At 60.3% G+C, this 24,894-nt stretch carries 21 protein-coding genes and 1 pseudogene; 8 read left to right on the plus strand and 14 right to left on the minus strand.

All coding sequences use genetic code 11. The features are described 5' to 3' along the window. Positions 1–29 precede the first annotated feature (29 nt). The 7 genes and pseudogenes from ACMX25_RS10265 to yacG all read left to right on the plus strand — a co-directional run bounded on the left by ACMX25_RS10265 (position 30) and on the right by yacG (position 6,737). A complete protein-coding gene (locus ACMX25_RS10265) occupies positions 30–1,319 on the plus strand; it encodes an HlyC/CorC family transporter (RefSeq protein ID WP_414949636.1) in 1,290 nt (429 codons plus the stop codon). A 212-nt stretch (positions 1,320–1,531) separates the two neighbouring features. Beyond that, a pseudogene (locus ACMX25_RS10270) lies at positions 1,532–2,747 on the plus strand (GspE/PulE family protein). After that, positions 2,744–3,973 (plus strand): type II secretion system F family protein, encoded by a 1,230-nt coding sequence (locus ACMX25_RS10275; RefSeq protein ID WP_414949637.1) that lies wholly within the window; start codon positions 2,744–2,746, stop codon positions 3,971–3,973. Before ACMX25_RS10270 ends, ACMX25_RS10275 begins: the two are co-directional and overlap by 4 nt. 39 nt (positions 3,974–4,012) lie before the next feature. Continuing rightward, positions 4,013–4,927 carry a prepilin peptidase gene (locus ACMX25_RS10280; RefSeq protein ID WP_414949639.1) on the plus strand — a complete coding sequence of 305 codons (915 nt, stop codon included), beginning with the start codon at positions 4,013–4,015 and terminating at the stop codon, positions 4,925–4,927. A 26-nt stretch (positions 4,928–4,953) separates the two neighbouring features. After that, positions 4,954–5,577, plus strand: coding sequence for a dephospho-CoA kinase (coaE, locus tag ACMX25_RS10285; protein ID WP_414949640.1), 624 nt, complete (start codon positions 4,954–4,956; stop codon positions 5,575–5,577). Positions 5,578–5,733: 156 nt separating this feature from the next. Beyond that, positions 5,734–6,489: a cell division protein ZapD gene (gene zapD / locus ACMX25_RS10290; RefSeq protein ID WP_031360708.1), complete on the plus strand. Its 756-nt coding sequence runs from the start codon at positions 5,734–5,736 to the stop codon at positions 6,487–6,489. Between the two features lie 56 nt (positions 6,490–6,545). Next, positions 6,546–6,737: a DNA gyrase inhibitor YacG gene (gene yacG, locus ACMX25_RS10295; RefSeq protein ID WP_089162457.1), complete on the plus strand. Its 192-nt coding sequence runs from the start codon at positions 6,546–6,548 to the stop codon at positions 6,735–6,737. 23 nt (positions 6,738–6,760) lie between these two features. Here yacG and ACMX25_RS10300 read toward each other — a convergent pair whose 3' ends face one another. The 4 genes from ACMX25_RS10300 to secA all read right to left on the minus strand — a co-directional run bounded on the left by ACMX25_RS10300 (position 6,761) and on the right by secA (position 12,326). Then, entirely contained in the window at positions 6,761–7,198 is a 438-nt protein-coding gene (locus ACMX25_RS10300; RefSeq protein WP_414949642.1) for an NUDIX domain-containing protein, read from the minus strand. After that, positions 7,195–8,058, minus strand: a complete 864-nt coding sequence (locus ACMX25_RS10305) for an ATP-binding protein (protein ID WP_414949644.1) — start codon at positions 8,056–8,058, stop codon at positions 7,195–7,197. The genes ACMX25_RS10300 and ACMX25_RS10305 overlap by 4 nt, the downstream gene beginning before the upstream one ends. Before the next feature lie 16 nt (positions 8,059–8,074). Further along, entirely contained in the window at positions 8,075–9,316 is a 1,242-nt protein-coding gene (gene argJ, locus ACMX25_RS10310; protein ID WP_414949645.1) for a bifunctional glutamate N-acetyltransferase/amino-acid acetyltransferase ArgJ, read from the minus strand. Between the two features lie 199 nt (positions 9,317–9,515). Then, positions 9,516–12,326: a preprotein translocase subunit SecA gene (gene secA, locus ACMX25_RS10315; protein WP_414949647.1), complete on the minus strand. Its 2,811-nt coding sequence runs from the start codon at positions 12,324–12,326 to the stop codon at positions 9,516–9,518. Positions 12,327–12,586: 260 nt separating this feature from the next. On the opposite strand from secA, the gene ACMX25_RS10320 reads away from it, so the two are divergent. Continuing rightward, positions 12,587–13,078 carry a DciA family protein gene (locus ACMX25_RS10320; protein WP_414949648.1) on the plus strand — a complete coding sequence of 164 codons (492 nt, stop codon included), beginning with the start codon at positions 12,587–12,589 and terminating at the stop codon, positions 13,076–13,078. Positions 13,079–13,129: 51 nt separating this feature from the next. On the opposite strand, the gene lpxC is transcribed toward ACMX25_RS10320, so the two are convergent. The 10 genes from lpxC to murD form a co-directional block, all read right to left on the minus strand. Then, on the minus strand, positions 13,130–14,047 hold the full coding sequence (gene lpxC / locus ACMX25_RS10325) for a UDP-3-O-acyl-N-acetylglucosamine deacetylase (protein WP_414949650.1): 918 nt from the start codon (positions 14,045–14,047) through the stop codon (positions 13,130–13,132). Positions 14,048–14,435: 388 nt separating this feature from the next. Continuing rightward, a complete protein-coding gene (locus ACMX25_RS10330) occupies positions 14,436–14,939 on the minus strand; it encodes a peroxiredoxin (RefSeq protein WP_414949651.1) in 504 nt (167 codons plus the stop codon). Between the two features lie 279 nt (positions 14,940–15,218). Then, on the minus strand, positions 15,219–16,412 hold the full coding sequence (gene ftsZ / locus ACMX25_RS10335; protein ID WP_089162465.1) for a cell division protein FtsZ: 1,194 nt from the start codon (positions 16,410–16,412) through the stop codon (positions 15,219–15,221). A gap of 99 nt (positions 16,413–16,511) precedes the next feature. After that, positions 16,512–17,744 (minus strand): cell division protein FtsA, encoded by a 1,233-nt coding sequence (ftsA, locus tag ACMX25_RS10340; protein ID WP_031360698.1) that lies wholly within the window; start codon positions 17,742–17,744, stop codon positions 16,512–16,514. Positions 17,745–17,771: 27 nt separating this feature from the next. Then, on the minus strand, positions 17,772–18,524 hold the full coding sequence (locus tag ACMX25_RS10345; RefSeq protein ID WP_414949652.1) for a cell division protein FtsQ/DivIB: 753 nt from the start codon (positions 18,522–18,524) through the stop codon (positions 17,772–17,774). 22 nt (positions 18,525–18,546) lie between these two features. Further along, complete coding sequence (locus ACMX25_RS10350; RefSeq protein ID WP_414949653.1) at positions 18,547–19,494, minus strand: D-alanine--D-alanine ligase; 948 nt, start codon at positions 19,492–19,494, stop codon at positions 18,547–18,549. Further along, entirely contained in the window at positions 19,491–20,903 is a 1,413-nt protein-coding gene (gene murC / locus ACMX25_RS10355) for a UDP-N-acetylmuramate--L-alanine ligase (RefSeq protein WP_414949654.1), read from the minus strand. Before murC ends, ACMX25_RS10350 begins: the two co-directional genes overlap by 4 nt. Continuing rightward, positions 20,900–22,045, minus strand: a complete 1,146-nt coding sequence (gene murG / locus ACMX25_RS10360; RefSeq protein ID WP_414949655.1) for an undecaprenyldiphospho-muramoylpentapeptide beta-N-acetylglucosaminyltransferase — start codon at positions 22,043–22,045, stop codon at positions 20,900–20,902. Before murG ends, murC begins: the two co-directional genes overlap by 4 nt. Continuing rightward, positions 22,042–23,370: a putative lipid II flippase FtsW gene (ftsW, locus tag ACMX25_RS10365; protein WP_414949656.1), complete on the minus strand. Its 1,329-nt coding sequence runs from the start codon at positions 23,368–23,370 to the stop codon at positions 22,042–22,044. Before ftsW ends, murG begins: the two co-directional genes overlap by 4 nt. Continuing rightward, positions 23,367–24,878 carry a UDP-N-acetylmuramoyl-L-alanine--D-glutamate ligase gene (gene murD, locus ACMX25_RS10370; RefSeq protein ID WP_414949657.1) on the minus strand — a complete coding sequence of 504 codons (1,512 nt, stop codon included), beginning with the start codon at positions 24,876–24,878 and terminating at the stop codon, positions 23,367–23,369. The genes ftsW and murD overlap by 4 nt, the downstream gene beginning before the upstream one ends. Positions 24,879–24,894 lie beyond the last annotated feature (16 nt).

The following is a 24,894-nucleotide window of genomic DNA, read 5'->3' on the forward strand; positions in this document are numbered from 1 at the left end:
CTTTCCCATCCTCCCTTTCCAGATCGCGCGTGGACCACATTCCCTTATGGGCGCAAATCTGCGCCATTTTTCTGCTGTTGTTTTTCTCCGCATTCTTCTCGATTTCCGAAACGTCGATGATGGCGCTCAATCGCCATCGGCTCAAACACCTCGCCAACCAGGGTTCGCTGCGCGCGCGGGTTACGCAGGGCCTGCTCGCCAAAACCGATCAACTGTTGAGCGTGATCCTGATCGGCAACAATCTGATCAACACGATCATTCCGGTGCTGACAACGTCCATCGCGTTGCGCACTTTTGGCCATAACAATGTGGTGCTGTCGATAACGACCGGAGTTGTCGCGTTCCTGATCATTGTGTTTGCGGAAATTGCGCCGAAGATTGTCGGCGCGACTTATCCGGAAAAGGTTGCGCTTCCGGCCAGCCTGATTTTGTCGCCGTTGATGCGGGCGGCCCGGCCGGTCGTCTGGTTCGTCAACCTGTTTGCGAATGGCGTGCTGAGGGTGCTGCACATCAACACGAAAGGAGGCCGGGACCAGCGGCTTTCCACCGAGGAATTGCGCACCATCGTGCTGGAATCGGGTAATTTCATGCCGACGAAGCACCGAAGCATTCTGTTGAACTTGTTCGATCTGGAGAACATCACCGTCGACGACGTGATGATCCCGCGCCGCCGGATTGAAGCACTGGATTTCGATGCCCCCTTCGACACCATCCTGCATCAGCTCGAGACCTGCTATCACAACAAGCTCGTGGTGTATCAGGGCGACATCGACCGCGTGCTGGGGGTTCTTCACGTGAGAAAGACGCTCTCCGCGCTGCACAACCAGGAATTCGAGCGCGAGACCTTGCGCGAACTTTCGGCTGAACCGTACTTCGTCCCGGCAGGCACGCCCGTATTCCAGCAACTGCAATTCTTTCAGGAGAGCCGGCATCGAATTGCGATTGTGGTGAACGAATATGGCGAGCTGCAGGGACTGGTGACGCCGGAAGACATCATTGAAGAATTGATTGGCGAGTTCACCACGACCATTCCACGCGGTGCTGGTTCGCGTGGCGGTTGGAACGAGGAAGGCGAATGCATTGTGGCGGGCAGCATGCCGTTGCGCGAGCTGAACCGCTGGTTGAAACTGACCCTCCCCACCGACGGCCCCAAGACCCTTAACGGCCTGATCCTCGAGACCCTCGAAGAGATTCCGGACGGCGACGTGAGCGTGCGTATCGCCGGCGTGCATTTCGAAGTCATGCGCAGCGACGACCAGGCGATACGCACCGTAAAAATATTCCGGCCGCAAGGCGTGGTGCTGAGAAAGCAGGGTTAGCAACGAAGATGGGAACATGGGTAGCTCGGGTTCCGCGTTGGGCATCTGGTTGCATCAGCTTGCGCCATTTCCGCCTCCGTAAATCAGCTGTCGGTGCACGTTAGCCGTTCGGCCAGCTTTTTTAGCATTGCCGAACGTTAGCCGTTCGGCCGAGTTGGAACGAGGCGCGTGGAGAGAGAAGATCAGGGCATCCCGTTCACCGAGCCACGCCCATGCCGTCCTCCCTCCCCATTACGTTTTCGCGGCCGCGGCCGCAACTGTCCTCTCGTCCATACGATGCAACTCCGGACGCCGACAACGCACCCGCCGTTGCGTTGCTCACCGAGACCCTGCGCGAAGCCGCTGCACGCGGCGCATCCGATATTCACGTCGAACCGGGCGAGCACGAGTGGCGCATCCGCTTGCGTATCGACGGTGCATTGCATGTCTTTCTCAAGCCGCCGCCGCATCTGCGTGATGCGTTCATCACGCGGATCAAAGTGCTGGCACGCATGGACATTGCCGAGCGGCGCGTACCGCAGGTCGGACGTTTGCGCTTGCCGCTGGCGAACGGGAATCCGGAAGACTATCGCGTGAATTCGCTGCCGGTCCTGTTCGGTGAAAAACTGGTGTTGCGCCGCCTGGAATCACTGCCGCCGGATTTATCCCTGGCGGCGTTGGGGCTTGCCCCCGATCAGCAGAAGATCATAAAAGCCGCTATTCACGCACCACACGGACTCGTGCTGGTCACCGGTCCCACCGGCCAGCGGCAAAACGCTCTCGCTGTATTGCTTTCTGCAGATGCTCAACGCGGAGTCACGCAACGTCTGTTCCGTCGAAGATCCCGCCGAAATCCAGCTTGCCGGCATTAATCAGGTCAGTGTCCGCGACAAAGCGGGACTCACTTTCGCAGTCGCGCTACGTGCGTTCATGCGACAAGACCCGGACGTAATCATGGTCGGCGAAATCCGCGATGCCGAAACCGCCGACGTTGCCGTGAAAGCTGCGCAAACAGGCCATCTCGTGCTGTCCACACTGCATACCAACGACGCACCCGCGGCCACCGCACGATTGATCGATATTGGCATCGCGCCGTACAACCTGGCGTCGGCGCTGAGGCTCGTTACAGCGCAACGGCTGGTGCGGCGGCTCTGCGACGCTTGCCGCTTGCCTTCAGCGCTGGAGTTCGAGCCGGGCTTCAAACCGTTCGAGCCCCTTGGGTGCGCCGCGTGCCATGGCATTGGTTATCGCGGCCGAGTAGGCGTGCATCAACTGATGCCCGTCTCCGACACCTTGCGCGAACTGATCGTCGCACGCACCGCTACGCACGCCATCACGCGGCAGGCGCAAAGCGAGGGGATGCCGAGCCTGCGTGATGCCGCGTTCGCCCGTGTACGCGAAGGCGTCACAAGCGTAGCGAAAGCCTCCGACGCCACGGAGCTCACATGAACGGCAACGCGAGCTCGATATCCTTCGATACGCGCTTTAGCTGGCGCGGCGTTGACACAAACGGCACGGACAAACGCGGCAAGACGATCGCCGCGGACTCAGCCCGTGCGCGCGCCGCGCTCAAGCGCGGCGGCGTCACGGTGCTGGAACTCACCGCGCTCGGTTCAGCACCGCCGCCTAAAGCCCGGGTTGCCGACGTCACGCTGTTCACGCGGCAACTCGCAGGCTTGCTGCGCGCCGGCTTGCCGCTTGCGCCTGCACTGGATCTCATCGCCGATACCCCTTCGCGCGGCGGCCTGCCACGCATTGTCGGATCGGTCGCGCGCGATATCACGCAGGGCATTTTTTTTTTTTTGAATTCTCGGAAGCGCTCGCGCGTCATCCCGCCTGTTTCCAACGCGCTGTATTGCCAGTTGGTCGCCGTCGGCGAAGTGGCCGGAGCGCTGCCGGTCGTACTCGCGCGGCTCGCAGACGATCGCGAACGGGCAGGCGCGCAACGCGCGAAACTGCGTGCGGCGCTGACCTATCCGGTCGTGGTGCTGTTGTTGTCGCTCGCCATTACCGCAGGGTTGCTGATTGGCGTGGTGCCGACCTTCAAGACTATCTTCGATGGCTTCGGCGCCAAGCTGCCAGCACCCACTTTGCTCGTGCTCGCGTTATCGGATGGTGTCGGGCGCTGGTGTGGACCGTTCGCGCTCTTTTGCGTGGTATCCGGCATCGCGTTCAAGCGGCTTCTACGACGCGTGCCCGCAGCAAGAAGTGCGTTCGACCGCGCGATGCTGAAGCTGCCGCTGGCGGGATCGCTCCTGCGCGCGTTGGCGGTCGCACGCTGGAGCCGCGCGCTCGGCACATTACTGGCGGCGGGCACGCCGTTATCGGATGCGTTCGACTCCCTCGCGAGCGCCACGGGCAATCGTATCTTCGATACCGCCACCGTCGAAATCGCCCGGCGCCTTCGGCATGGCGAGCGGCTTGCCGCCGCCATGCGCGCGGTCGGCTGCTTTCCGCCGGATGTGGTGCAGCCTATCGCCGTGGCCGAGGAATCCGGTTCGCTTGGCCCGATGCTGCTCGATCTCGCTACACTGGGCGACCGTCAGGTGGACGAACAGACCAGCGCATTTGCGAGCTTGTGCGAACCGGTTGTGATCGTGGTGCTCGGCGCATTGGTGGGCGGCCTGGTCCTCGCCATGTATCTTCCGATCGTTCAGCTCGGGAATGTGGTGTAGGTGGTGTAGGATCGCAGCCGAATTCAACTCAGGACAGCTATGCAGCCTTTGTATCAGGCGGAGTTTTCAGGCCGCTATCTCGACGCTTACAGTTCCGCATTCGGCGCTTTGCCGCTCGCGGCGCAGTATGGTTTCGCGATTGTCTTCGGGCTGGTGATCGGCAGCTTTTTGACGGTCGTCGTACACCGCCTGCCGATCATGCTGGAACGCGCGTGGAAGGCGGAAAACGCTATCAACAGCGAGGACCACGCGTTTAAGGACGCGCCATCGATTCCCCGCTACAACCTCGCCGTACCCCGCAGCGCATGCCCACACTGCGGCCATGTATTGCGTGCGTGGGAGAATATTCCGGTCGTGAGTTACGTGCTGCTGCGCGGCCGTTGCGCAAACTGCAAGGCACGCGTCAGCGCGCGTTATCCGCTGACCGAACTGGGGACCGCGCTGTTTGCGGCGCTATCGCTGTTTGCGTTCGGACCCACGCTGATCGCGCTCGCCGCGTTCGCTTTGTGCGCGACGCTGTTGGCTGCGAGCCTGATCGACTTCGATACCCGCTATCTGCCCGATACGCTGACCTTACCGCTGCTGTGGGCTGGCCTGATCGTCAATCTCGGCGACACTGCGTTCGTCCCGCTGCACGAAGCGGTGATAGGGGCGATCGCGGGTTATCTGTTTCTCTGGTGCGTGTATTGGCTGTTCAGGCTCGTACGCGGCGTGGAAGGCATGGGTTACGGCGACTTCAAGCTGCTCGGCGCGCTGGGCGCCTGGCTAGGCTGGCAAGCGCTGCCGCAGGTGGTGCTGGTGTCGGCGGTGGCGGGCGCCGTCTTCGGACTGGCGGCAACGGGTATTGGCAAGATGCGATTTGAAGAACCGCTGCCGTTCGGGCCGTTTCTAGCGGCAGGCGGCGTCATTACGTTATTTTTCGGTACACCGCTTTACGCATTGTTGGGCGGATAAAACGCAACAAAAAGGGGAGTTGAACGATGTTCAGCATCGGCTTGACAGGCGGAATCGGCAGCGGCAAGACCACGGTGGCGGATATGTTCGCCGTGCGGGGCGTGCCCGTCATCGATACCGACCTGATCGCGCACCAGATCACCGCACCCGGCGGCGTCGCCATGCCGTTGATCGAGAGCACGTTCGGCCCTGAATACGTCGCTGCCGACGGCTCGCTGGATCGAGCGAAAATGCGCACCCGCGTTTTCTCCGATAACACCGCCAAAGCTCAACTCGAATCGATCACCCACCCCCTGATCCGCGCAGAAAGCGAACGTCAACGCAAGGCAGCGCAAGGGGCTTATCACATCGTCGTGGTGCCATTGCTGATTGAAGCGGGCGACCGTGCGAGCAAGGTGCAGCGCATTCTCGTGGTCGATTGTCCGGTGGACATGCAAATCGAGCGCGTGATCCGGCGCAATGGCTTCACGCGCGATCAAGTGCTCGCCATCATTGCGCGTCAGGCGACACGTGAAGCGCGCCTGGCGGCCGCTGACGACGTCGTCGTTAACGACTCCGCGGCCACTCTGGAAACGCTGCAGCGCGAGGTAGACGCGTTGCACGTGCGCTATGTGGCAATGGCGCCCGGCAACAGCAAACCGCGTACCTAGCAAATGCATGCATTGCGTTCGAACTCATCACCAACGCCGCTGAAAATGCGCGCCAAATGTGATTAAACGTGCGGATTTGCCGTGAGTTTGATGCGGCATTAGAATGTCCTCACTTTCTGACATCGAACCTTTCGACCAACGCCGAGGCGAGCGCGCTTGATCCTTTACGAGTACCCCTTCAACGAGCGAATCAGAACGCTGCTGCGCCTCGAAGATCTTTTCGAGCGCTTCACCTTCTTTCTGACTCAAGAAGACCCGCGCGAACATCACGCTGCACTGACCACGTTGTTCGAGATCGCCGAAGTCGCGGGCCGCACGGATCTGAAAGCGGACCTGATGAAGGAGCTGGAGCGGCAACGCCAGACGCTCGCCCCATTCCGCGGCAACCCCGGTATCGAGCAGGATGCGCTGGAGTCGGTGCTGGGCGAAATCGAGCAGACTTTGGCCGGCCTCGGGCAGATGCAGGGCAAGACAGGCCAGCATCTCGCCGATAACGAATGGCTCGCGAGCATTCGCAGCCGTACGATTATTCCGGGCGGAACCTGCCGGTTTGACCTGCCGTCGTACTTCGCGTGGCAACAAAATCCAGCCGAGGAGCGCCGCGGCGACATCGCGAAATGGGTCACGCCCATGCTGCCCTTACGCGACGCTGCCACTATCGTGCTGCGACTCGCGCGCGAGTCGGGACAGGCGTCCAAAGTCATGGCAATGCAAGGCAGCTATCAGCAGATGCTGTCAGGTCGGACTTATCAATTGATGCAAGTGCGGGTGCCGTCAGACACGCGCCTGATTCCCGAGGCAAGCGCGAACAAGTACATGCTGTGGGTGCGCTTTACGGTTCAGGACGGCGATCTGAGGCCACGTGCAGTAGACGCTGACATCCCTTTTCACCTGACGTTATGCAGTCTTTAAGTTGGGCTTAGAAACCCCATTTACTGAACTCAACCTCTTTAAATCCGCTCTGCAGAATGACCACTATCGTTAAATGCCCGACTTGCGAGAAGGACGTCCGCTGGGTTCCTGAAAGCCGCTTTCGTCCGTTTTGTTCAGACCGTTGCAAGCAGATCGATCTCGGCGCCTGGGCGACCGAGAAGTACAAGATCGGCGGCAGTCAGCAAGACACGCCCCCCGATGAAGACTCGCACAGCGGCCTGAATTAAGGCCTGGCGTACTAAAACTAAAACTAAACCGCTTCAGCCGCGAGCCATTCCAACACCGGAATGGCAGCGGGCAACAACGGCGCAACATCGGCGGGAAGATGCTGCCAGGCCAGCGCCTGACCTTCGCGGCCAACCGGCTCACCGCTCCACGCAGTCACCTTGCAGAAGTAAAGCCGCACATAAGCATGCGGATAATCGTGCTCAAGTGTCCGCCAGCGCTCGCAGGCGGTCACATCGATACCCAATTCCTCATGCAATTCCCGCGTAAGCGCCGCTTCAACGCTTTCCCCCGCTTCCAGCTTGCCCCCGGGAAACTCCCAGTAACCTTCATACGGCTTGCCTTCCGGACGCTGCGCCAGCAAATAACGCCCATCCGGCTGCACGAGCACGCCGACCGCGACATCCGTCACTCGGCGCCCGTCAGGCGCCACGTTTGAAACGCTTGAACCAGACGCCGTCATACCTTGCGGCCCGACCAATCGCGGGCAAATTGCCACGCCACGCGTCCTGAACGCGAACCACGCTCCAGCGCCCATACGAGGGCATCGCCGCGAGCGCCGGCAATCTCTTCGTCCTGACAGCCGAAATGCTTCAGCCAGTGACCGACGATCGTCAAATAATCGTCCTGCTTGAACGGATAAAAGCTCACCCACAGGCCGAATCGCTCGGACAGCGAAATCTTCTCCTCAACCACTTCGCCGGGATGAATCTCGCCGTCGGACGTGTGTTTGTAGGTCTCGTTGTCGCTCATGTATTCGGGCAACAAATGGCGTCGGTTAGACGTCGCGTAGATCAGCACGTTGTCCGATTGCGCGGAGATCGAGCCGTCGAGCGCCACTTTCAGCGCCTTGTAGCCCGACTCGCCTTCTTCGAACGAGAGGTCATCGCAAAAAACGATGAACCGTTCCGGCCGCTCTGAAATCAGGTCGACAATGTCGCCGAGATCGTGGAGATCGTCTTTATCGACTTCGATCAGCCGCAACCCTTCCGTGTGGTATTTGTTCAGGCATGCCTTGATAAGCGATGACTTGCCGGTACCGCGCGCCCCTGTCAGCAACACGTTGTTCGCCGGCGACTTGCGCACGAATTGCCGCGTGTTCTGCTCGATCAGCCCCTTCTGGCGCTCGATATTGCAAAGATCATCGAGCGATAACGGCGACAGGTTCGGTACCGGCTGCAGGAAACCGCGACCCTGACGCTTGCGCCAGCGAAATGCCACGGCACTGTTCCAGTCGATTTCCGGCGGAGCCGGCGGCAACATCCCTTCTACGCGCGCCAGGACAGCTTCGGCGCGGGTCAGAAATTGTTCGAGTTTATCCATGGGAAATTTAGGTGGCTCAAGACCGGTAATCGGCGTTGATGCTGACGTAATCATGCGAGAGATCGCACGTCCAGATGGTGGCGTCGGCCTGACCGCGGCCTAGCAGCACGCGAATGGCGATCTCGCTTTTCTTCATCACGCGCTGGCCGTCTTCCTCGCGATACTCAGGATTGCGGCCGCCGTTCTTCGCGACGAGGACATCGTCGAGATACAGGTCGATCTTGTTCACGTCCAGATCGGTCACGCCCGCATAACCGATAGCCGCGAGAATCCGGCCGAGATTAGGATCCGACGCGTAGAACGCGGTCTTGACCAACGGCGAATGGCCGATCGCGTAAGCGATCAGGCGGCATTCGGCTTCGCTCGTGCCGCCTTCCACCGTCACCGTCATAAATTTGGTCGCACCTTCGCCGTCGCGCACGATCAGTTGCGCCAGCTCTTGCGCCACCGACGTCACCGCATCGCGCAACGCGACATAAGCGGGCGAATCCGTAGAAGTAATCAACGGCAGCGTCGATTTACCCGACGCAATCACGATGAACGAATCGTTCGTCGAGGTATCGCCGTCAATGGTGATGCAGTTGAACGAGCGATCGGCCACGTGCTTGATCAGCGTATCGAGGACGGGTTGCGTGAGAGCGGCGTCGCAGGCGAGAAAACCCAGCATGGTCGCCATGTTCGGCCGAATCATGCCGGCGCCCTTGCTGATCCCCGAAAGCGTGACCGAATGGCCATCGATCTGAACCTGACGCGATACGGCTTTCGGCAACGTATCGGTCGTCATGATGGTTTGCGCCGCGTCGTACCAGTGAGCCGGTTTTTGATTCGCGAGCGCAGCAGGCAATCCCGCCTTCAAACGATCAACCGGCAGCGGCTCGAGAATCACGCCCGTGGAAAACGGCAGGATCTGTGTGGCTTGCAAGTCCAGCAGCGCGGCCAGCGCGTCACAGGTTTCGCGCGTGTGAGCCATGCCCGGCTCGCCGGTTCCCGCGTTCGCGTTGCCGGTGTTCACCACAAGTGCGCGAATGCCCTTGGCGCCCGCACGCACTGCGTCCAGATGCTCGCGACACACCGTGACGGGCGCCGCGCAGAAACGGTTTTGCGTGAATACGCCGCCGACCGTCGCGCCTTCTTCGAGTTGAATAACGAGCACATCCTTGCGATTTGGTTTTCGAATGTTCGCCTCGGCCCAGCCTAGCGTGACGCCGGCGACGGGAAACAGGTTGGCGGGATCGATCGAGGGGAAATTGACGGCCATGTTCGCGACTCGCTAAAAGTGGCGAGTGCCGCTGCACAAAAAACGCAACGACACGGAGATGAAAGAAACGGAGCCCGGCTTGTTTGAAAGACAGACATCCGGGGATACCAAAACCAGCTTGCCAAAGACAAACGACGCATCGCTGCGTCGCCTGTCTCTAATGCTCTTTGTTACTTACCTACGCTTTCCAAACCGCCAATTATGCGAGCTTGCCGTGACAGTTTTTGTACTTCTTGCCGCTGCCGCATGGGCACGGGTCGTTACGTCCGACCTTCGGCACGTCGTCGGTTGCCACGCGCGTCGCAACCGTGGTGTCGTCGCCGTATGCCATTGCCTGATTGATCATCTGCGCAGTGGCGTCTGCTGCGACGGCTGCCGCCGGCGCGGCGCCATCGGTGAAATCCGCGTGCTGGAACGACACGTTCTCCAGATGGCTGCCCCGTTCCTCGTACTGTTCAGCGGCTTCTTCAAGCTGTTCCGGCGACTGGATCTGCACGTTCATCACAACCCGCGTGACTTCCTGCTTCACCGAATCAAGCATGGCGGCGAATAGTTCGAACGCCTCGCGCTTGTACTCCTGCTTCGGATTTTTCTGCGCATAACCACGCAGATGAATGCCCTGACGCAAGTGATCCAGAGCGGCCAAGTGCTCGCGCCAACGGCTGTCGAGCGTCTGCAGCATGATCGAACGCTCGAACGCGCTGAACGATTCACGTCCAACCAGCGCGACCTTGGCTTCATAGCTTTCATCGGCGGCGGCAACAACGGCTTCCAGAATCTCGTCAGCGTCGATGGAATTCGACTCGTTGATCATTTCCTGAACGGCGAGATCGAGTGCCCACTCGTTGCGCAGCGCTTCTTCCAGTTCCGGCGCGCTCCATTGCTCTTCAATGCTTGCCGCCGGAACGTACGTGCGCGTCACCTCGGTAATCACGCTCTGGCGCATGGCGGTGATCGTCTCGGCCACGTCCGTTGCTTCGAGCAATTCGTTGCGCTGTTGGTAGATCACCTTGCGCTGATCGTTCGATACATCGTCGTATTCGAGCAATTGCTTGCGAATGTCGAAGTTGCGCGCTTCCACCTTGCGCTGCGCCGATTCAATCGAACGCGTGACAATGCCCGCTTCAATCGCCTCGCCTTCCGGCATCTTCAGGCGGTCCATGATCGAGCGCACGCGATCGCCGGCGAAGATACGCAAAAGCGGATCGTCGAGCGACAGATAAAACCGCGATGAACCCGGGTCGCCCTGACGTCCGGCGCGACCGCGCAATTGGTTATCGATACGACGCGACTCGTGCCGTTCCGTACCAATGATGTGCAGCCCGCCCGCCGCCTTCACGCGGTCGTGCAGCGCTTGCCATTCGTCCTCGAGATGCTTGATGCGGCGTTGCTTCTCTTCGTCGGAGAGCGCTTCGTCCGCCTCGATAAACGACGACTGCTTCTCCACATTGCCGCCCAGCACGATGTCCGTACCGCGACCGGCCATGTTTGTCGCGATGGTAACCGCCGCCGGCCGTCCCGCTTCCGCGACAATCGCCGCTTCGCGTGCGTGCTGCTTCGCGTTCAGCACTTCGTGCTTTAGACCGGCTTGCGTGAGCAGACCGGACAGCAATTCCGACGCCTCGATAGACGTGGTACCCACCAGCACCGGCTGTCCGCGCTCGACGCAATCGCGGATATCGCGCGTCACGGCGTCGTAGCGTTCCTTCGCGGTCTTGTAGATCTGATCCTGCTTGTCGATACGCTTCGGCGGCCGGTTCGTCGGGATCACGACCGTTTCCAGGCCATAGATCTCGTTGAATTCGTACGCTTCGGTGTCCGCCGTACCCGTCATGCCGGACAGCTTCGAATACATGCGGAAGAAGTTCTGGAACGTAATGGACGCAAGCGTCTGGTTCTCGTTCTGGATCTTGACGTGTTCCTTGGCTTCCACGGCCTGATGCAAGCCGTCCGACCAGCGTCGACCGGTCATCATGCGGCCGGTGAACTCGTCGACGATCACAACTTCATTGCCCTGAACCACGTAATGCTGGTCGCGGAAAAACAGCGTGTGCGCGCGCAATGCGGCGTACACGTGGTGCATCAGCGTGATGTTTTGCGCCGCGTAAAGGCTCTCGCCCTCACCGATCAGGCCCCATTCGGCCAGCAGACGCTCGGCCTTTTCGTGACCTTGTTCCGTGAGGAAAACCTGACGCGCTTTTTCGTCGAGCGTGTAGTCGCCCACCTTTTCGACGCCCGTGCCGTCCGCCTTCTCTTCGCCGATCTGCTGCTCGAGCAGCGGCGGCAGCGCATTCATGCGCACGTAGAGTTCGGTGTGATCTTCGGCCTGGCCGGAAATAATGAGCGGCGTACGCGCTTCGTCGATAAGAATCGAGTCCACTTCGTCGACCACCGCGAAATTCAGCGGACGCTGCACGCGCGCGTGGGTCTCGTAGACCATGTTGTCGCGCAGGTAGTCGAAGCCGAACTCGTTGTTCGTGCCGTACGTGATGTCCGCGGCATACGCTTCCTGCTTCTGCGCGTGTTCCATCTGCGACAGGTTGATGCCCCACGACAACCCGAGGAAGTTGTAGAGCTTGCCCATCCATTCGGCGTCGCGTTGCGCGAGGTAATCGTTCACCGTGACCACGTGCACGCCGCGCCCGGACAGCGCGTTCAGATACGCGGCCAGCGTGGCGACGAGCGTCTTGCCTTCGCCCGTGCGCATTTCCGCGATCTTGCCGTAATGCAGCACCATGCCGCCGATCAACTGGACGTCGAAGTGACGCATCTTCAGCACGCGCTTGCTGGCCTCGCGGCACACAGCGAACGCTTCGGGCAGCAGCCGGTCGAGCGATTCGCCGCTCGCCACGCGTTGCCGGAACTCGTCGGTCTTCGCGCGCAGTTGCTTGTCCGTGTACTGCTCGATCGTCGGCTCGAAAGCATTGATCGCCGCAACGGTCTTTTGGTACTGCTTGACTAGGCGCTGGTTGCGACTGCCAAAAAACTTTTGGAGGAAACCGGTGGTCATCGGATCAGTGTCTGCGTCGCGGTATCGGCTTAGAGCGCGCTGGCTGCGTCCCAGTTCGGGGAACCTCGGCGGCTTAAGTCCATGGGTGAAATCGAATCGGGGATTTTAGCACGCGGCCCCGATGGAGCTTGCGTGCGCATCGTTTGTGGCATATCGGCCAACGGCACGCCGGAGCCTTTCAAAGCGGCAAGCGCGCCGCCATGCCGCACGGTGCGCAGCGTTACAATCAGTGCATCGCCGCCAGCCCCACAGATTGAAAAATGAGCCGATTTCCGCCGAATTCAAGGCCCCCGCCACGCTTCGATCCCCGCAAGCCGCAGGCGCTGACCGAAGTGCTCGGCCGCACCAGCGAGTTTCTCGCGCTGCGCGCCGGTGTCGAGCAGGTCACGGCGCTGCAACGGGACCTGGCTGCGCTGCTGCCCGATTATCTCGGAGCCAATGTGGAACCGGGTTTCATTAAAGACGGTGTACTGGCCCTTTTCGCCGGCCACAACGCGCTCGCTGCGCGCCTTCGGCACATCGAACCGCGTCTCCTGGTCGACTTGCAGCAACGCGGCTGGGCCGTCAATGCGCTGAAGATTCGCGTGCGCCCGCAAGCGATGAAAGACGTCGTGCCGCCGAAACAAGCGCTGATGTCCGCCGCCGGGGCCGACGCGCTGCAAACGCTCGCCGAAACCCTGGAGCCGTCGCCGCTTCAGGAAGCGCTCGCTAAAATGGCCGCGCGTCATCACGCGAAAACACAAAAAAAATGAGCGGCGCTCGAAAGCAGCCACTCATTTTCATTCTCGCTTACTAACTACACTTTACGCAAACGCCGTCTGGGTATCGAAAGCGAAACCGCGCGGCGCCGCTTGCTTATCTTCGAACGTCACGATTTCATACGCGTCTTCGTGCGCCAGTAATTCCCGCAACAACATGTTATTCAAGGCGTGGCCGCCTTTATATGCCGCATAAGACGCCAGCAACGGATGACCGACCACATACAGGTCGCCGATTGCGTCCAGCATCTTGTGCTTCACAAATTCGTCTTCATAACGCAAACCGTCGTTATTCAGAATCCGGTATTCGTCGAGCACGATGGCGTTGTCCATACTGCCGCCACGCGCCAAACCGAGTTCGCGCATCATTTCAACTTCATGCGCAAAACCGAACGTTCGTGCCCGAGCAATATCCCGAACATACGATGTATTCGCGAAATCAACTTCAAGCGCCTGACCGGTTTTATCAACAGCCGGGTGGCGGAAATCAATGGTGAACTTCAGTTTGAAGCCGAAATACGGATCGAGACGCGCGAATTTATCGCCGTCGCGGATTTCAACCGGCTTCGTCACCTTGATGAATTTCTTTGCCGCGTTCTGCTCTTCAATACCCGCCGATTGAATCAGAAACACGAACGAAGCAGCGCTGCCATCCATAATAGGAATTTCTTCAGCCGTGACATCGACATACAAATTGTCGATACCCAGACCAGCACACGCCGACATCAAATGCTCGATGGTCGATACGCGCGCGCCGTCCTTCTGCAATACCGACGCCAGACGCGTGTCGCCGATAGCCATGGCCGACACCGGAATGTCGACCGCAACAGGCAGGTCGATACGCGCAAAGACGATACCGGTATTGGCCGGCGCGGGCCGAAGCGTCAAATCCACCTTGCGGCCCGAATGCAGGCCGATGCCGACGGTTTTGACGATGGTTTTAATGGTTCGCTGCTTCAACATGATTTTTTCGCTTCGATTGTGACTCTCGATTGAGAGAATCAATCGTGAATTTGTATTCAATAGCGCGGAGTATACTCTAATCGCTTCGCGTCGTCCCGGGAGGAGCCTTGCAACTTGTTTCTCCAAGTTACCGGGTAATTTCGGTACGCCAGATGCTCTGCGACGCGAAAACCAGCAGGGTTGGGCCGATGGCCGGAATGGAGGCATTCCCGGACATCGGCACCGCGTTACGGCTTTGTTAAGACTTTGTTGCGGCGTATTTCAAGAGACGGATCGGACGGCATTTTATGTGGCACGAATGCAACACGACACCCGCGCTTCGGGCCGCTTTTCGGCCCGGTCTCCGTCCTGAAATGAGCGCGACATCAGCTCAACATTGCTTCAAACATTAACTCAACGTCGCCAATACGCTCTCAGCGCTGCTGACTTCGAACTTGCCGGGTGCTTCGACATTCAGCGTCTTGACCACGCTGTCATCGACCACCATGGCGTAGCGCTGGGAGCGAATTCCCATGCCACGCTCCGACAAATCCTGCTCCAGGCCGAGTGCTCGAGTAAAACGCGCGCTGCCGTCGGCGATCATCTTCACCTTGCCCGAGGTTTGGAGATCGCGTCCCCACGCGCTCATCACGAACGCGTCGTTGACGGAGACACACCAGATTTCATCGATACCCGCCGCAGCCAACTTCTCTGCATTGTCGATAAAACCTGGCACGTGCCTGGCGGAACAGGTGGGCGTGAACGCGCCCGGCAATCCGAAGATCACCACGCGCTTGCCCGCCGTCCGCTCGCGCACCGAGAAACCATTCGGTCCCACGGCGCAACCTTCCGTCGCCACATCGATAAATTCGAAAAGGCGTTCGTCGGGCAGCGTTTCACCTGTCTTGATCATGGATCTGCCTTTCACTAAGTCAGTGCTGGTCACGCCAGCGATTTACCGCTTGATTCGTCATACATCATGCATTCAATGTCGTCGCGCGACACCCGCTCTCCCAGTTCGATCTCATCCCAATATAGACGATGATGAACGCAATTGAGGCGGTCACTCAGCCACAGTCCAGCGTCCAGAAGACGCGGCCCGAAACCTGAGACAGCACGACCTTTGCTGACGCTTTTACCTTTGGGCGCTTAATACAAAAACAGCTACAAAAACAGCCGCCCGGTAAAATCATCAGTCGGCTTGCTTACGCAAAAACGCCGGAATGTCGTACGTATCCACGCCCTTTTCCTGCAGCGCCTGCACGTGCGAAGCGGCCGTTTCACGCGACGAACGCCACACAGCCGGCGTATCCAGGGCGCCGTAATCCGTGCCGTTCGATTGCTGCGGCGCATAGCTGTGCTGTGCGTGCGCGATCGGCGCGTTGTCCGTGCCCGTACGCAGCAAGGTCATCGGTGCAGCTTGTTGCTTCTTCGCTGCGCGGCCAAGACCCGTTGCCACCACCGTCACGCGCAAGGCATCGCCCATTGCGTCGTCATACACCGCCCCGAAGATCACGGTCGCATCTTCTGCTGCATACGACTTGATCGTGTTCATCACTTCACGCGTTTCCGACAAACGCAGCGAACGGCTCGACGTGATGTTCACCAGCACGCCACGCGCACCCGACAGATCCACGCCTTCCAGCAGCGGACTTGCGACCGCTTGTTCAGCAGCAAGACGCGCGCGATCGACACCGGCAACCGTCGCCGTGCCCATCATTGCCTTGCCTTGCTCGCCCATCACCGTCTTCACGTCTTCGAAGTCGACGTTGACCAGCCCGTCGACGTTGATGATTTCCGCAATGCCGGCAACAGCGTTGTTCAATACATCGTCAGCGCACTGGAAGCACTTGTCCATTTCCGCGTCATCGCCCATCACCTCGAACAGCTTGTCGTTCAGAACGACGATCAGCGAGTCGACGTGATCCTCCAGTTGCTGCGATCCCGCTTCAGCCACGCGCATGCGGCGGCCGCCTTCGAACTCGAACGGCTTGCTGACTACGCCCACCGTCAAGATGCCCATTTCCTTCGCGATCTGAGCCACGACCGGTGCTGCACCCGTACCCGTGCCGCCACCCATGCCTGCGGTGATGAACACCATATGCGCGCCGCGCAACGCATCGGCAATACGCTCACGCGCATCTTCCGCTGCGGCCTTGCCCATGTCCGGCTTCGCGCCAGCTCCGAGACCCGTATTGCCCAACTGGATCACCTGAGTGGCACGCGAACGCGCGAGTGCTTGCGCATCCGTATTCATCACGATGAAGTCCACGCCCTGGACCCCGCGGTTGATCATGTGCTGTACTGCATTACCGCCTGCACCACCAACACCAACGACCTTGATGATCGTTCCGTTGGTTTCCGTTTCCAGCATTTCGAAATCCATATTGCCTCCGTCAAGAATGAAAATCGGCGTTATTCGGCAAGAGATCGGGCAACCTCTTGTCGCGCGCCAGCCGCCGGCACCAGCGCGAATTCTTTGTGTTCAAAAATTTCCCAGGAACCAATCTTTCATGCGTCCCAAAACCTGTCCCATCGATCCGGATTGCACAGCGACCTTGCGGCCGCGCATGCGTTGCGAACGGCCTTCGACGAGCAAACCCATCGCGGTGGAATAGCGCGGATTGCGAACGACATCGGCCAGACCGCCCGCGTATTCGGGCACGCCGATACGCACCGGCTTCAGGAAGATGTCTTCGCCGAGTTCGACCATGCCGGGCATCATCGATGCACCGCCGGTCAGCACTACGCCACTGCTCAGCAATTCTTCGTAGCCCGACTCGCGCACGACCTGCTGCACGAGCGAGAACAGTTCTTCGACGCGCGGCTCGACAACAGCCGCCAGCGCCTGCCGCGAGAGCGTGCGCGGACCGCGCTCGCCCAGTCCCGGCACTTCGATCATTTCGTCCGGGTCAGCCAGCGCCTGCTTCGCGATCCCGTAGCTCACCTTGATATCTTCGGCATCGGGCGTCGGCGTACGCAGCGCCATGGCCACGTCGCTTGTGATCTGGTCGCCGGCGATAGGAATCACCGCCGTATGACGAATCGCGCCTTCGCTGAAGATGGCGATGTCGGTCGTGCCGCCACCGATATCAACCAGCACCACGCCAAGTTCCTTCTCGTCTTCCGTCAGCACCGCCAGCGACGAAGCCAGCGGCTGCAAGATCAGGTCGTTCACTTCGAGGCCGCATCGACGCACGCACTTCACGATGTTCTGCGCCGCGCTCACCGCGCCCGTCACGATGTGCACCTTCACTTCCAGCCGGATGCCGCTCATGCCGATCGGCTCGCGCACATCTTCCTGGCCGTCGATGATGAATTCCTGCGTCAGGATATGCAGCACCTGCTGATCGGTCGGGATGTTGATTGCCTTGGCCGTTTCGATCACGCGCGCCACATCGGTCTGCGTAACTTCCTTGTCCTTGATGGCAACCATGCCGCTCGAATTGAAGCTGCGAATGTGGCTGCCGGCGATGCCGGTGAACACATTCGTGATCTTGCAATCGGCCATCAGTTCGGCTTCTTCGAGCGCGCGCTGGATTGACTGGACGGTGGCTTCAATATTCACCACCACGCCCTTCTTCAATCCCTTCGAATCGCTCTGGCCGAGCCCGATCACCTCGTAGTGGCCTTCGCCTTTCAATTCGGCGACGATAGCCACCACCTTCGACGTCCCGATGTCGAGGGCGACCAGCAAGTCTTTGTAGTCTTTGCTCATAGGGTGCTCATTGCCTGTGATGTCTGCTTACTTCTTCGCTTTGTCGGTGTCGCTGATAAAACGCATGTTGGCTGCCTTGACTGCGAAGCCGTTCGGATAGCGCAAATCCGCGTACTCGATGTCATTTCCCCACCGCCCCGTCACCGCCGGCCACGCCGCCACGAACCGTTTGCTGCGATCGAACAACGTGTCCTGATTGCGCTCGCGCCCCAATTCGATCTGCGTGCCGTTGGAAAGCTTCACTGTCCACGCATATCGCGGCGACAAGATGACTTCTTCCGGATGCGCGTCGAGCGGCGCAAACCACTTCGTGAAATCGTGATAGCGCGCCACCACTTCTTTCGCCGATCCATCCGGCCCTTCGAACGCGGGCAGGTCGTCATCGAGCTCGCCCTGGTTGGCCGTGAACAGGTCCCCGTCCACGCTCACCAGTTGATCCGTTCCCCACGTGCCGAGCGGCTTGAATTCTTCCAGCGTCACCGCCAGCGCATTCGGCCACACACGCCGCACGCTCGCGTGGCGCACCCACGGCATTTGTTCGAACGCGGTGCGTGCTGCATCGAGATCGACGGTGAAGTAGTTGCCCTTCAAATGCCCCACCACGCTTGCACGCACAGTCGGCGAATTGATGTGCAACGTGTCGCCGTCAATCTGGATCTCGCGCAGGCGGAACTCCGGCCGCTGGATCGCCCAGTAACCGGCGGCTCCAAGCAGCACGAACACGAGTAATACGTGCAGTGCGTTGGCCGTGAGGTTCAGCTGGCGAGCGTTATTCCACATGTTCGATTTCGTCTGCTTCAGTTCAGTCTTGCAATGTCAACGACAACACTTTCACCACCAGATCCTTGTAGCTGATGCCGACCGCACGCGCCGCTTTCGGCGGCAGCGAGTGATCCGTCATGCCCGGAGCCGTGTTCACTTCCAGGAAGTACGGATTGCCGTCGCCGTCCATCATGAAATCGGCGCGGCCCCAGTCCGTGCAGCCGAGCACGTCGAACGCGCGGCGCGAAAGCTGCTTCATGCGCGCTTCGTCGGCAGGCGTGAGACCGCAGGGAATCGGGTATTGCGTGTCGTCGGCGATGTACTTCGCGTTGTAGTCGTAGAACTCGCCGGCCGGCACGATCTTGATGATCGGCAAGTCCAGGTCGCCCGCGATACAGCACGTGTACTCACCGCCGCCTTCAATGCTTTTCTCGACCAGCACGACCTTGTCGAACTTCGCCGCTTCGATCAGCGCCGGCACCATCGTTTCCGCGCTCTTCACCTTGATCACGGCCACGCTCGATCCTTCGCTCGCCGGCTTCACGAACAGCGGCAAACCGAGTCTCGCAATGCTCCGCTGCGCCGCGTCTTCGTAGTCGTCGCCGCGCATCACGACTTCAAACGGCGGCGTGGGCACGCCGGTTTGCTGCCACACCAGCTTCGTGCGGAATTTATCGAGGCCGAGTGCCGAGCCCAATACACCGCTACCTGTGTACTTGATGCCGTAGAAATCGAGCGCGCCTTGCAACTGGCCGTTCTCGCCATAGCCGCCATGCAACGCGATAAACGCTCGCGCAAACCCTTCGGACTTCAACTCGGCCAAGGGCCGTTCCGCCGGATCGAACGGATGTGCATCGATGCCGGCATCGCGTAATCCTTGCAGCACCAGACGTCCCGAATTCAGCGATACCTCGCGCTCAGCCGTTTCCCCGCCAAGCAGCACGGCCACTTTGCCGAACACCTTCGGGTCGATTACGTTGCTTGTCATTTCAAAACCTTCGAATCCTGAACTTGTGTTGTCAATCGGCCGCATACGCTGCCGATAGAACCCGCACCCATCGTGATCACTACATCGCCATTGCGCGCCAGCGTGGCAATCGCGTCCGGCATCTCGTCCACCGTTTCCACAAACACGGGCTCCACTTTCCCCGCTACGCGAATCGCACGCGCCAACGCGCGGCCATCGGCGGCGACGATCGGCGCTTCGCCTGCCGCGTAGACGTCGGTGAGCACGAGGGCGTCGACCGTGGACAACACCCGCACGAAGTCTTCGAAGCAATCGCGCGTGCGCGTGTATCGATGCGGCTGGAACGCGAGCACAAGACGACGGCCCGGAAATGCACCGCGCGCCGCCGCGACCGTCGCGGCCATCTCGACCGGGTGATGACCGTAGTCATCAATCAGCGTGTACGCGCCGCCTTCAGACGCTTTCACCTTCACTTCGCCGTAGCGCTGAAAACGCCGGCCTACACCGGTAAATTCTTGCAATGCCCTCTGGATATCGGCATCGGAGACCTCAAGTTCAGTCGCAATTGCAATAGCGGCCAAAGCGTTCTGCACGTTGTGCGTGCCCGGCAGGTTCAGCACGATGTCCAACGGCGTTGCATCTTCACGCAGCGCCGTGAAATGCATCTTGCCGTCGTGCGCTTCCACGTTCACCGCGCGCACTTGCGCTTCGGCACCCAGGCCGTATCGGATGATCGGCTTCGATACAAACGGCAGGATTTCACGCACGTTCGGATCATCGACGCACAGCACTGCGATGCCGTAGAACGGCAGCCGATGCGTAAACTCGATAAACGCCTGCTTCAGCCGCGCGAAGTCGTGGCCGTAGGTGTCCATGTGATCGGCATCGATGTTCGTGATGACTTCGATCACCGGGAAAAGATTCAGGAACGACGCGTCCGATTCATCGGCTTCAGCCACGATGAAATCGCCCGTACCGAGCCGCGCATTCGCGCCCGCGCTGATCAAACGGCCGCCGATCACGAACGTAGGATCGAGTCCGCCCGCGGCCAGCACGCTGGCGACCAGCGACGTGGTCGTGGTCTTGCCGTGCGTACCGGCAATCGCGATGCCCTGCTTCAGGCGCATCAGTTCCGCGAGCATCACGGCGCGCGGCACGATCGGAATGCGGCGATGGCGCGCGGCCAGCACTTCGGGGTTATCGGAGCGAACAGCAGTCGACACGACCACGGCATTCGCGCCGTCGATGTTCTCTTCACGATGCCCAATCGCCACGCGTGCGCCCAGCGTGGCGAGGCGATCGGTTATGCCGTTGCTCGTCAGGTCCGAACCACTGACCTGATAGCCGAGGTTGAGCAACACCTCCGCGATGCCGCTCATCCCCACGCCGCCGATGCCGACAAAGTGAATGTGTTTGACGATATGTTTCATGGCTGGATTTCCTTCGGCGCTTGCATCAGCGCGCTCAAGCCGGCTACATCGGCGCAGACCCGGCCGACGCGTTCAGCCGCGTCGGGTTTCGCCAAAGCGCGTGCTTTCCCGGCCATTGAGGCAAGCGTCTCGCGAGTCTGTTCGCGCAACCAGCCAGCGAGTTTTTCCGCCGACAAATCGCGCTGTTGTATTAAGTGGGCCGCACCCGCATTGGCGAGGAACGCGGCGTTGGTGGTCTGGTGGTCATCGACAGCGAAGGGGAACGGCACGAACAACGCCGCCACGCCAACGGCCGCGATCTCCGATACGGTCATCGCACCCGAGCGGCAAATCACGAGATCCGCTGCGGCATAGGCGCTCGCCATATCGTCGATAAACGGCACGAGCTGCACGTCTTCGTCCGATGTCAAACCCGCTGCCGCATAGTTCACTTTCAACGCATCGATATGCTTCGCGCCCGCTTGATGAACGACGCGCGGACGCGTCGCAGGATCGAGCAACGCAAGCGCTTTCGGTACGGTTTCATTCAAAGCGGCTGCACCCAGACTGCCCCCGACGACCAGAACGTTAAGACGCGCTTTAGCATCGACATTGCGTGCGGCGTAGCGTTCTTTGGGTGGCAAAGCCTCAGCAAGTTCCGCACGAATTGGATTTCCGGTCCATTCAGCATTCGGCAGCGCGTTCGGGAACGCGACCAGCACGCGTTTGGCGATATGCGCGAGCACCTTGTTAGCCAGTCCCGCGATTGAATTCTGTTCGTGGAGCACGAGCGGCGTGCCGCTCAGCTTCGACATCAAACCCGCCGGAAACGTGATGTATCCGCCCATGCCGAGCACCACGTCCGGCTTCACCGTGCGCAGCGCGCGCAAGCTTTGCGAACATGCGCGCAGCAGGTTCACGGGCAGCATCAGCTTCGTTTTGATGCCTTTGCCGCGCACGCCGCCAAAGCGCACAAATTCCATCGCGATACCGTGCTTCGGCACGAGCGTCGCTTCCATGCCCGAAGCGTTGCCGAGCCACACGACACGCCAGCCGCGCGCCTGCATCCAGTGAGCGACCGCGAGCCCCGGGAACACGTGTCCCCCGGTGCCGCCGGCCATCACCATCAGCGTGCCTGCGCGCGATGACGTCGAAACCGTCATACCTTTCCTCCACGCATGAGCACCCGGTTTTCGTAGTCCACGCGCATGAGCACAGCGATCGCGACGCAGTTCAGCAAGATGCCCGAACCGCCGTAGCTCACCAGCGGCAAGGTCAGGCCTTTGGTCGGCAACAGACCGAGGTTTACGCCCATGTTGATGAAGGTCTGCGCACCGAACCACAGGCCGATTCCTTTCGCCATCAAACCAGCAAACGTACGGTCGAGCGCGAGCGCCTGACGGCCGATTTCAAACGCGCGCCGCACGATCCAATAGAACAGCAGGATCACGACCAGCACGCCGACAAAGCCGAGTTCTTCGCCGATCACCGCGAGGATAAAGTCGGTGTGCGCTTCCGGCAGATAGTTGAGCTTCTCGACACTGCCGCCCAGTCCCACACCAAACCATTCGCCACGGCCGAACGCGATCAGCGAGTGCGTGAGCTGATACGCCTTGCCCTGTGCATAGCGGTCGTCCCACGGATCGAGGTAAGCGAAGATCCGTTCACGACGCCACGGCGATGCCCACACGAGCAATGCAAACGTGCCAACGGCCGTTGCCACCAGGCCGCCGAACAGCTTGGCGTTCACGCCGCCGAGGAACAGCACACCCATGGCGACGACCGCGATCACCATGAACGCACCCATGTCCGGTTCGAGCAGCAGCAACGCGCCGACGAAACCTACCGCGACGGCCATCGGTAAAAAGCCGCGGCCGATGCTGTTCATGAACTCCTGCTTACGCACCGTGTAGTTGGCCGCGTAAATAGTTACGGCGAGCTTCATGATTTCCGACGGCTGCATGTTCGTAATGCCAAGCGGAATCCATCGACGCGCGCCGTTCACGCCCTTGCCGATATGCGGAATCAGCACGATCACGAGCAGGAACAGCGACGCCAAGAAGAACTTCGCCGCGTACTTGTCCCACGTCGACACTGGAATCTTGAACGCGATGATCGACGCCACGACAGCTGTCGCGATGGATACAAGGTGACGCACCAGGAAGAAGTAGTCTTTGTACTGCGCGTATTTTGGTGAATCAGGCATCGCGATGGAGGCTGAATACACCATCACGACCCCTATCCCGAGCAGCGCGATGGTCACCCACAACAGCGAGTAGTCATAGTCGAGCATGCGCGAACGAATGGGCGTCACGCCGTTCACCGCGCTCGAAATACCACTCGCCCGCTCCGCCACGCGCGCACCGATGCCACCCAGCGAGCCCACGCCGCCCGTACGCGACGCGCGGCCGCCAAGCGTGGCGCTGTCGTTGGCAACGGCGTTGCGTTGACCGGTCAGTTTTGAGCCAAAGCGTTCGGACCAGCTCATAGCATCACTCCCCGTTCTGCCGCAATATCAGCCACCGCTTGCCGGAATACATCGGCGCGATGTGCGTAGTTTTTAAACATGTCGAAGCTCGCGCACGCGGGCGACAGCAATACCGCATCGCCCGGTTGTGCCAGCTTTGCGGCCGCCTGCGTCGCGGCTTCGAGCGTCGCGTGGTCGTGCAAGGGCACGTCCGTTTCCGCGAGCGCTTCGCGAATACGCGGCGCATCGCGGCCAATCAGCATCACTGCCCGGCACCAACGCGCAACGGGCGCTTCGAGCGGCGAAAAATCCTGGCCCTTGCCGTCGCCACCGGCGATCAACAACGTCTTTTGCGCCAAGCCATCGAGCGCCGCGACGGTCGCGCCGACGTTCGTGCCTTTGCTGTCATCGACGAAATCAATGCCTTCAATTTGCGCGATCACTTCCACGCGATGCGGCTCGCCCTGATATTCACGCAAGCCGTGAAGAAGCGATGCCAAAGGCAAATCGATGGCCCGTGTGAGCGCCAAACCCGCCAGCGCATTCGCGGCGTTATGCAGACCACGAACGCGCAGTGCATCGACGGGCATCAGGCGCTTCGAATACACGTTCGGCTCGGCAGCAATATCGCTTTTGCGACGACGCGCGGGCGCGGGTTCATCGCTGAGATCGCGGTCGTTGCCTTGCGCGAGCCATGCGATACCGTTCTCGCGAAACAGGCCGTAATCGCCGAGACGCTTCGGCTCGTTCAGACCAAACGTCACCATCAGCGCGGGATTTCCCGATCCCAGCGCCATGGTCCGCGCGTCGTCACGATTCAACACGCGCACGGTCTTCTCACCGAAGATGCGGCCCTTCGCAGCAACGTAGGCGTCGAGGCCGCCATGCCAGTCCAGATGATCTTGCGTAATGTTCAGCACAGCAGCAGCGTCCGGCGCGAACGAGTGTGCTGTCTCAAGCTGAAAACTCGATAACTCCAGCACCCAGACATCGGGCAACGCGGTGTTGTCGATTGCTTCACTCAATTTGTCCAGCATCGCCGGGCTGATGTTTCCCGCCACCGCCACGGTCTTGCCGGCACGTTCACACAACAACCCGGTCAGCGCGGTCGTCGTGGTCTTGCCGTTGGTGCCCGTAATAGCAATTACCTTGGGCACGTAGCCGTTCGCGCCAAGCGACTTCAACGCTTGCGCGAACAATTCCAGCTCGCCCCACACAGGGACGCCGCGTTCCCGCGCGGCGTCGAGGAGCGGCCTCAAATCATCAGCCAGAGGCGACAGTCCCGGGCTGATTGCAACAATCTCGATACCGCCATCAAGCAGCGCCGGCGTGAATTCACCACCGACAAACTCTGCATCGATGCCATGCACTGCGAGCTCGGACAGGTTCGGCGGCGTGGCGCGGGTATCGGCCACGCGCAGACGGCACCCGTGACGCGCGCACCATCGCGTCATCGCCAGGCCGGATTCACCGAGCCCCAGCACAAGCACCATCGGACTCTGCCGATCAAAGAACTTCTCGCCAAACATCGCTTTACCTTTTTCC

It is taken from the genome of Caballeronia eucalypticola, from assembly GCF_047608185.1.
Lineage (GTDB): Bacteria > Pseudomonadota > Gammaproteobacteria > Burkholderiales > Burkholderiaceae > Caballeronia.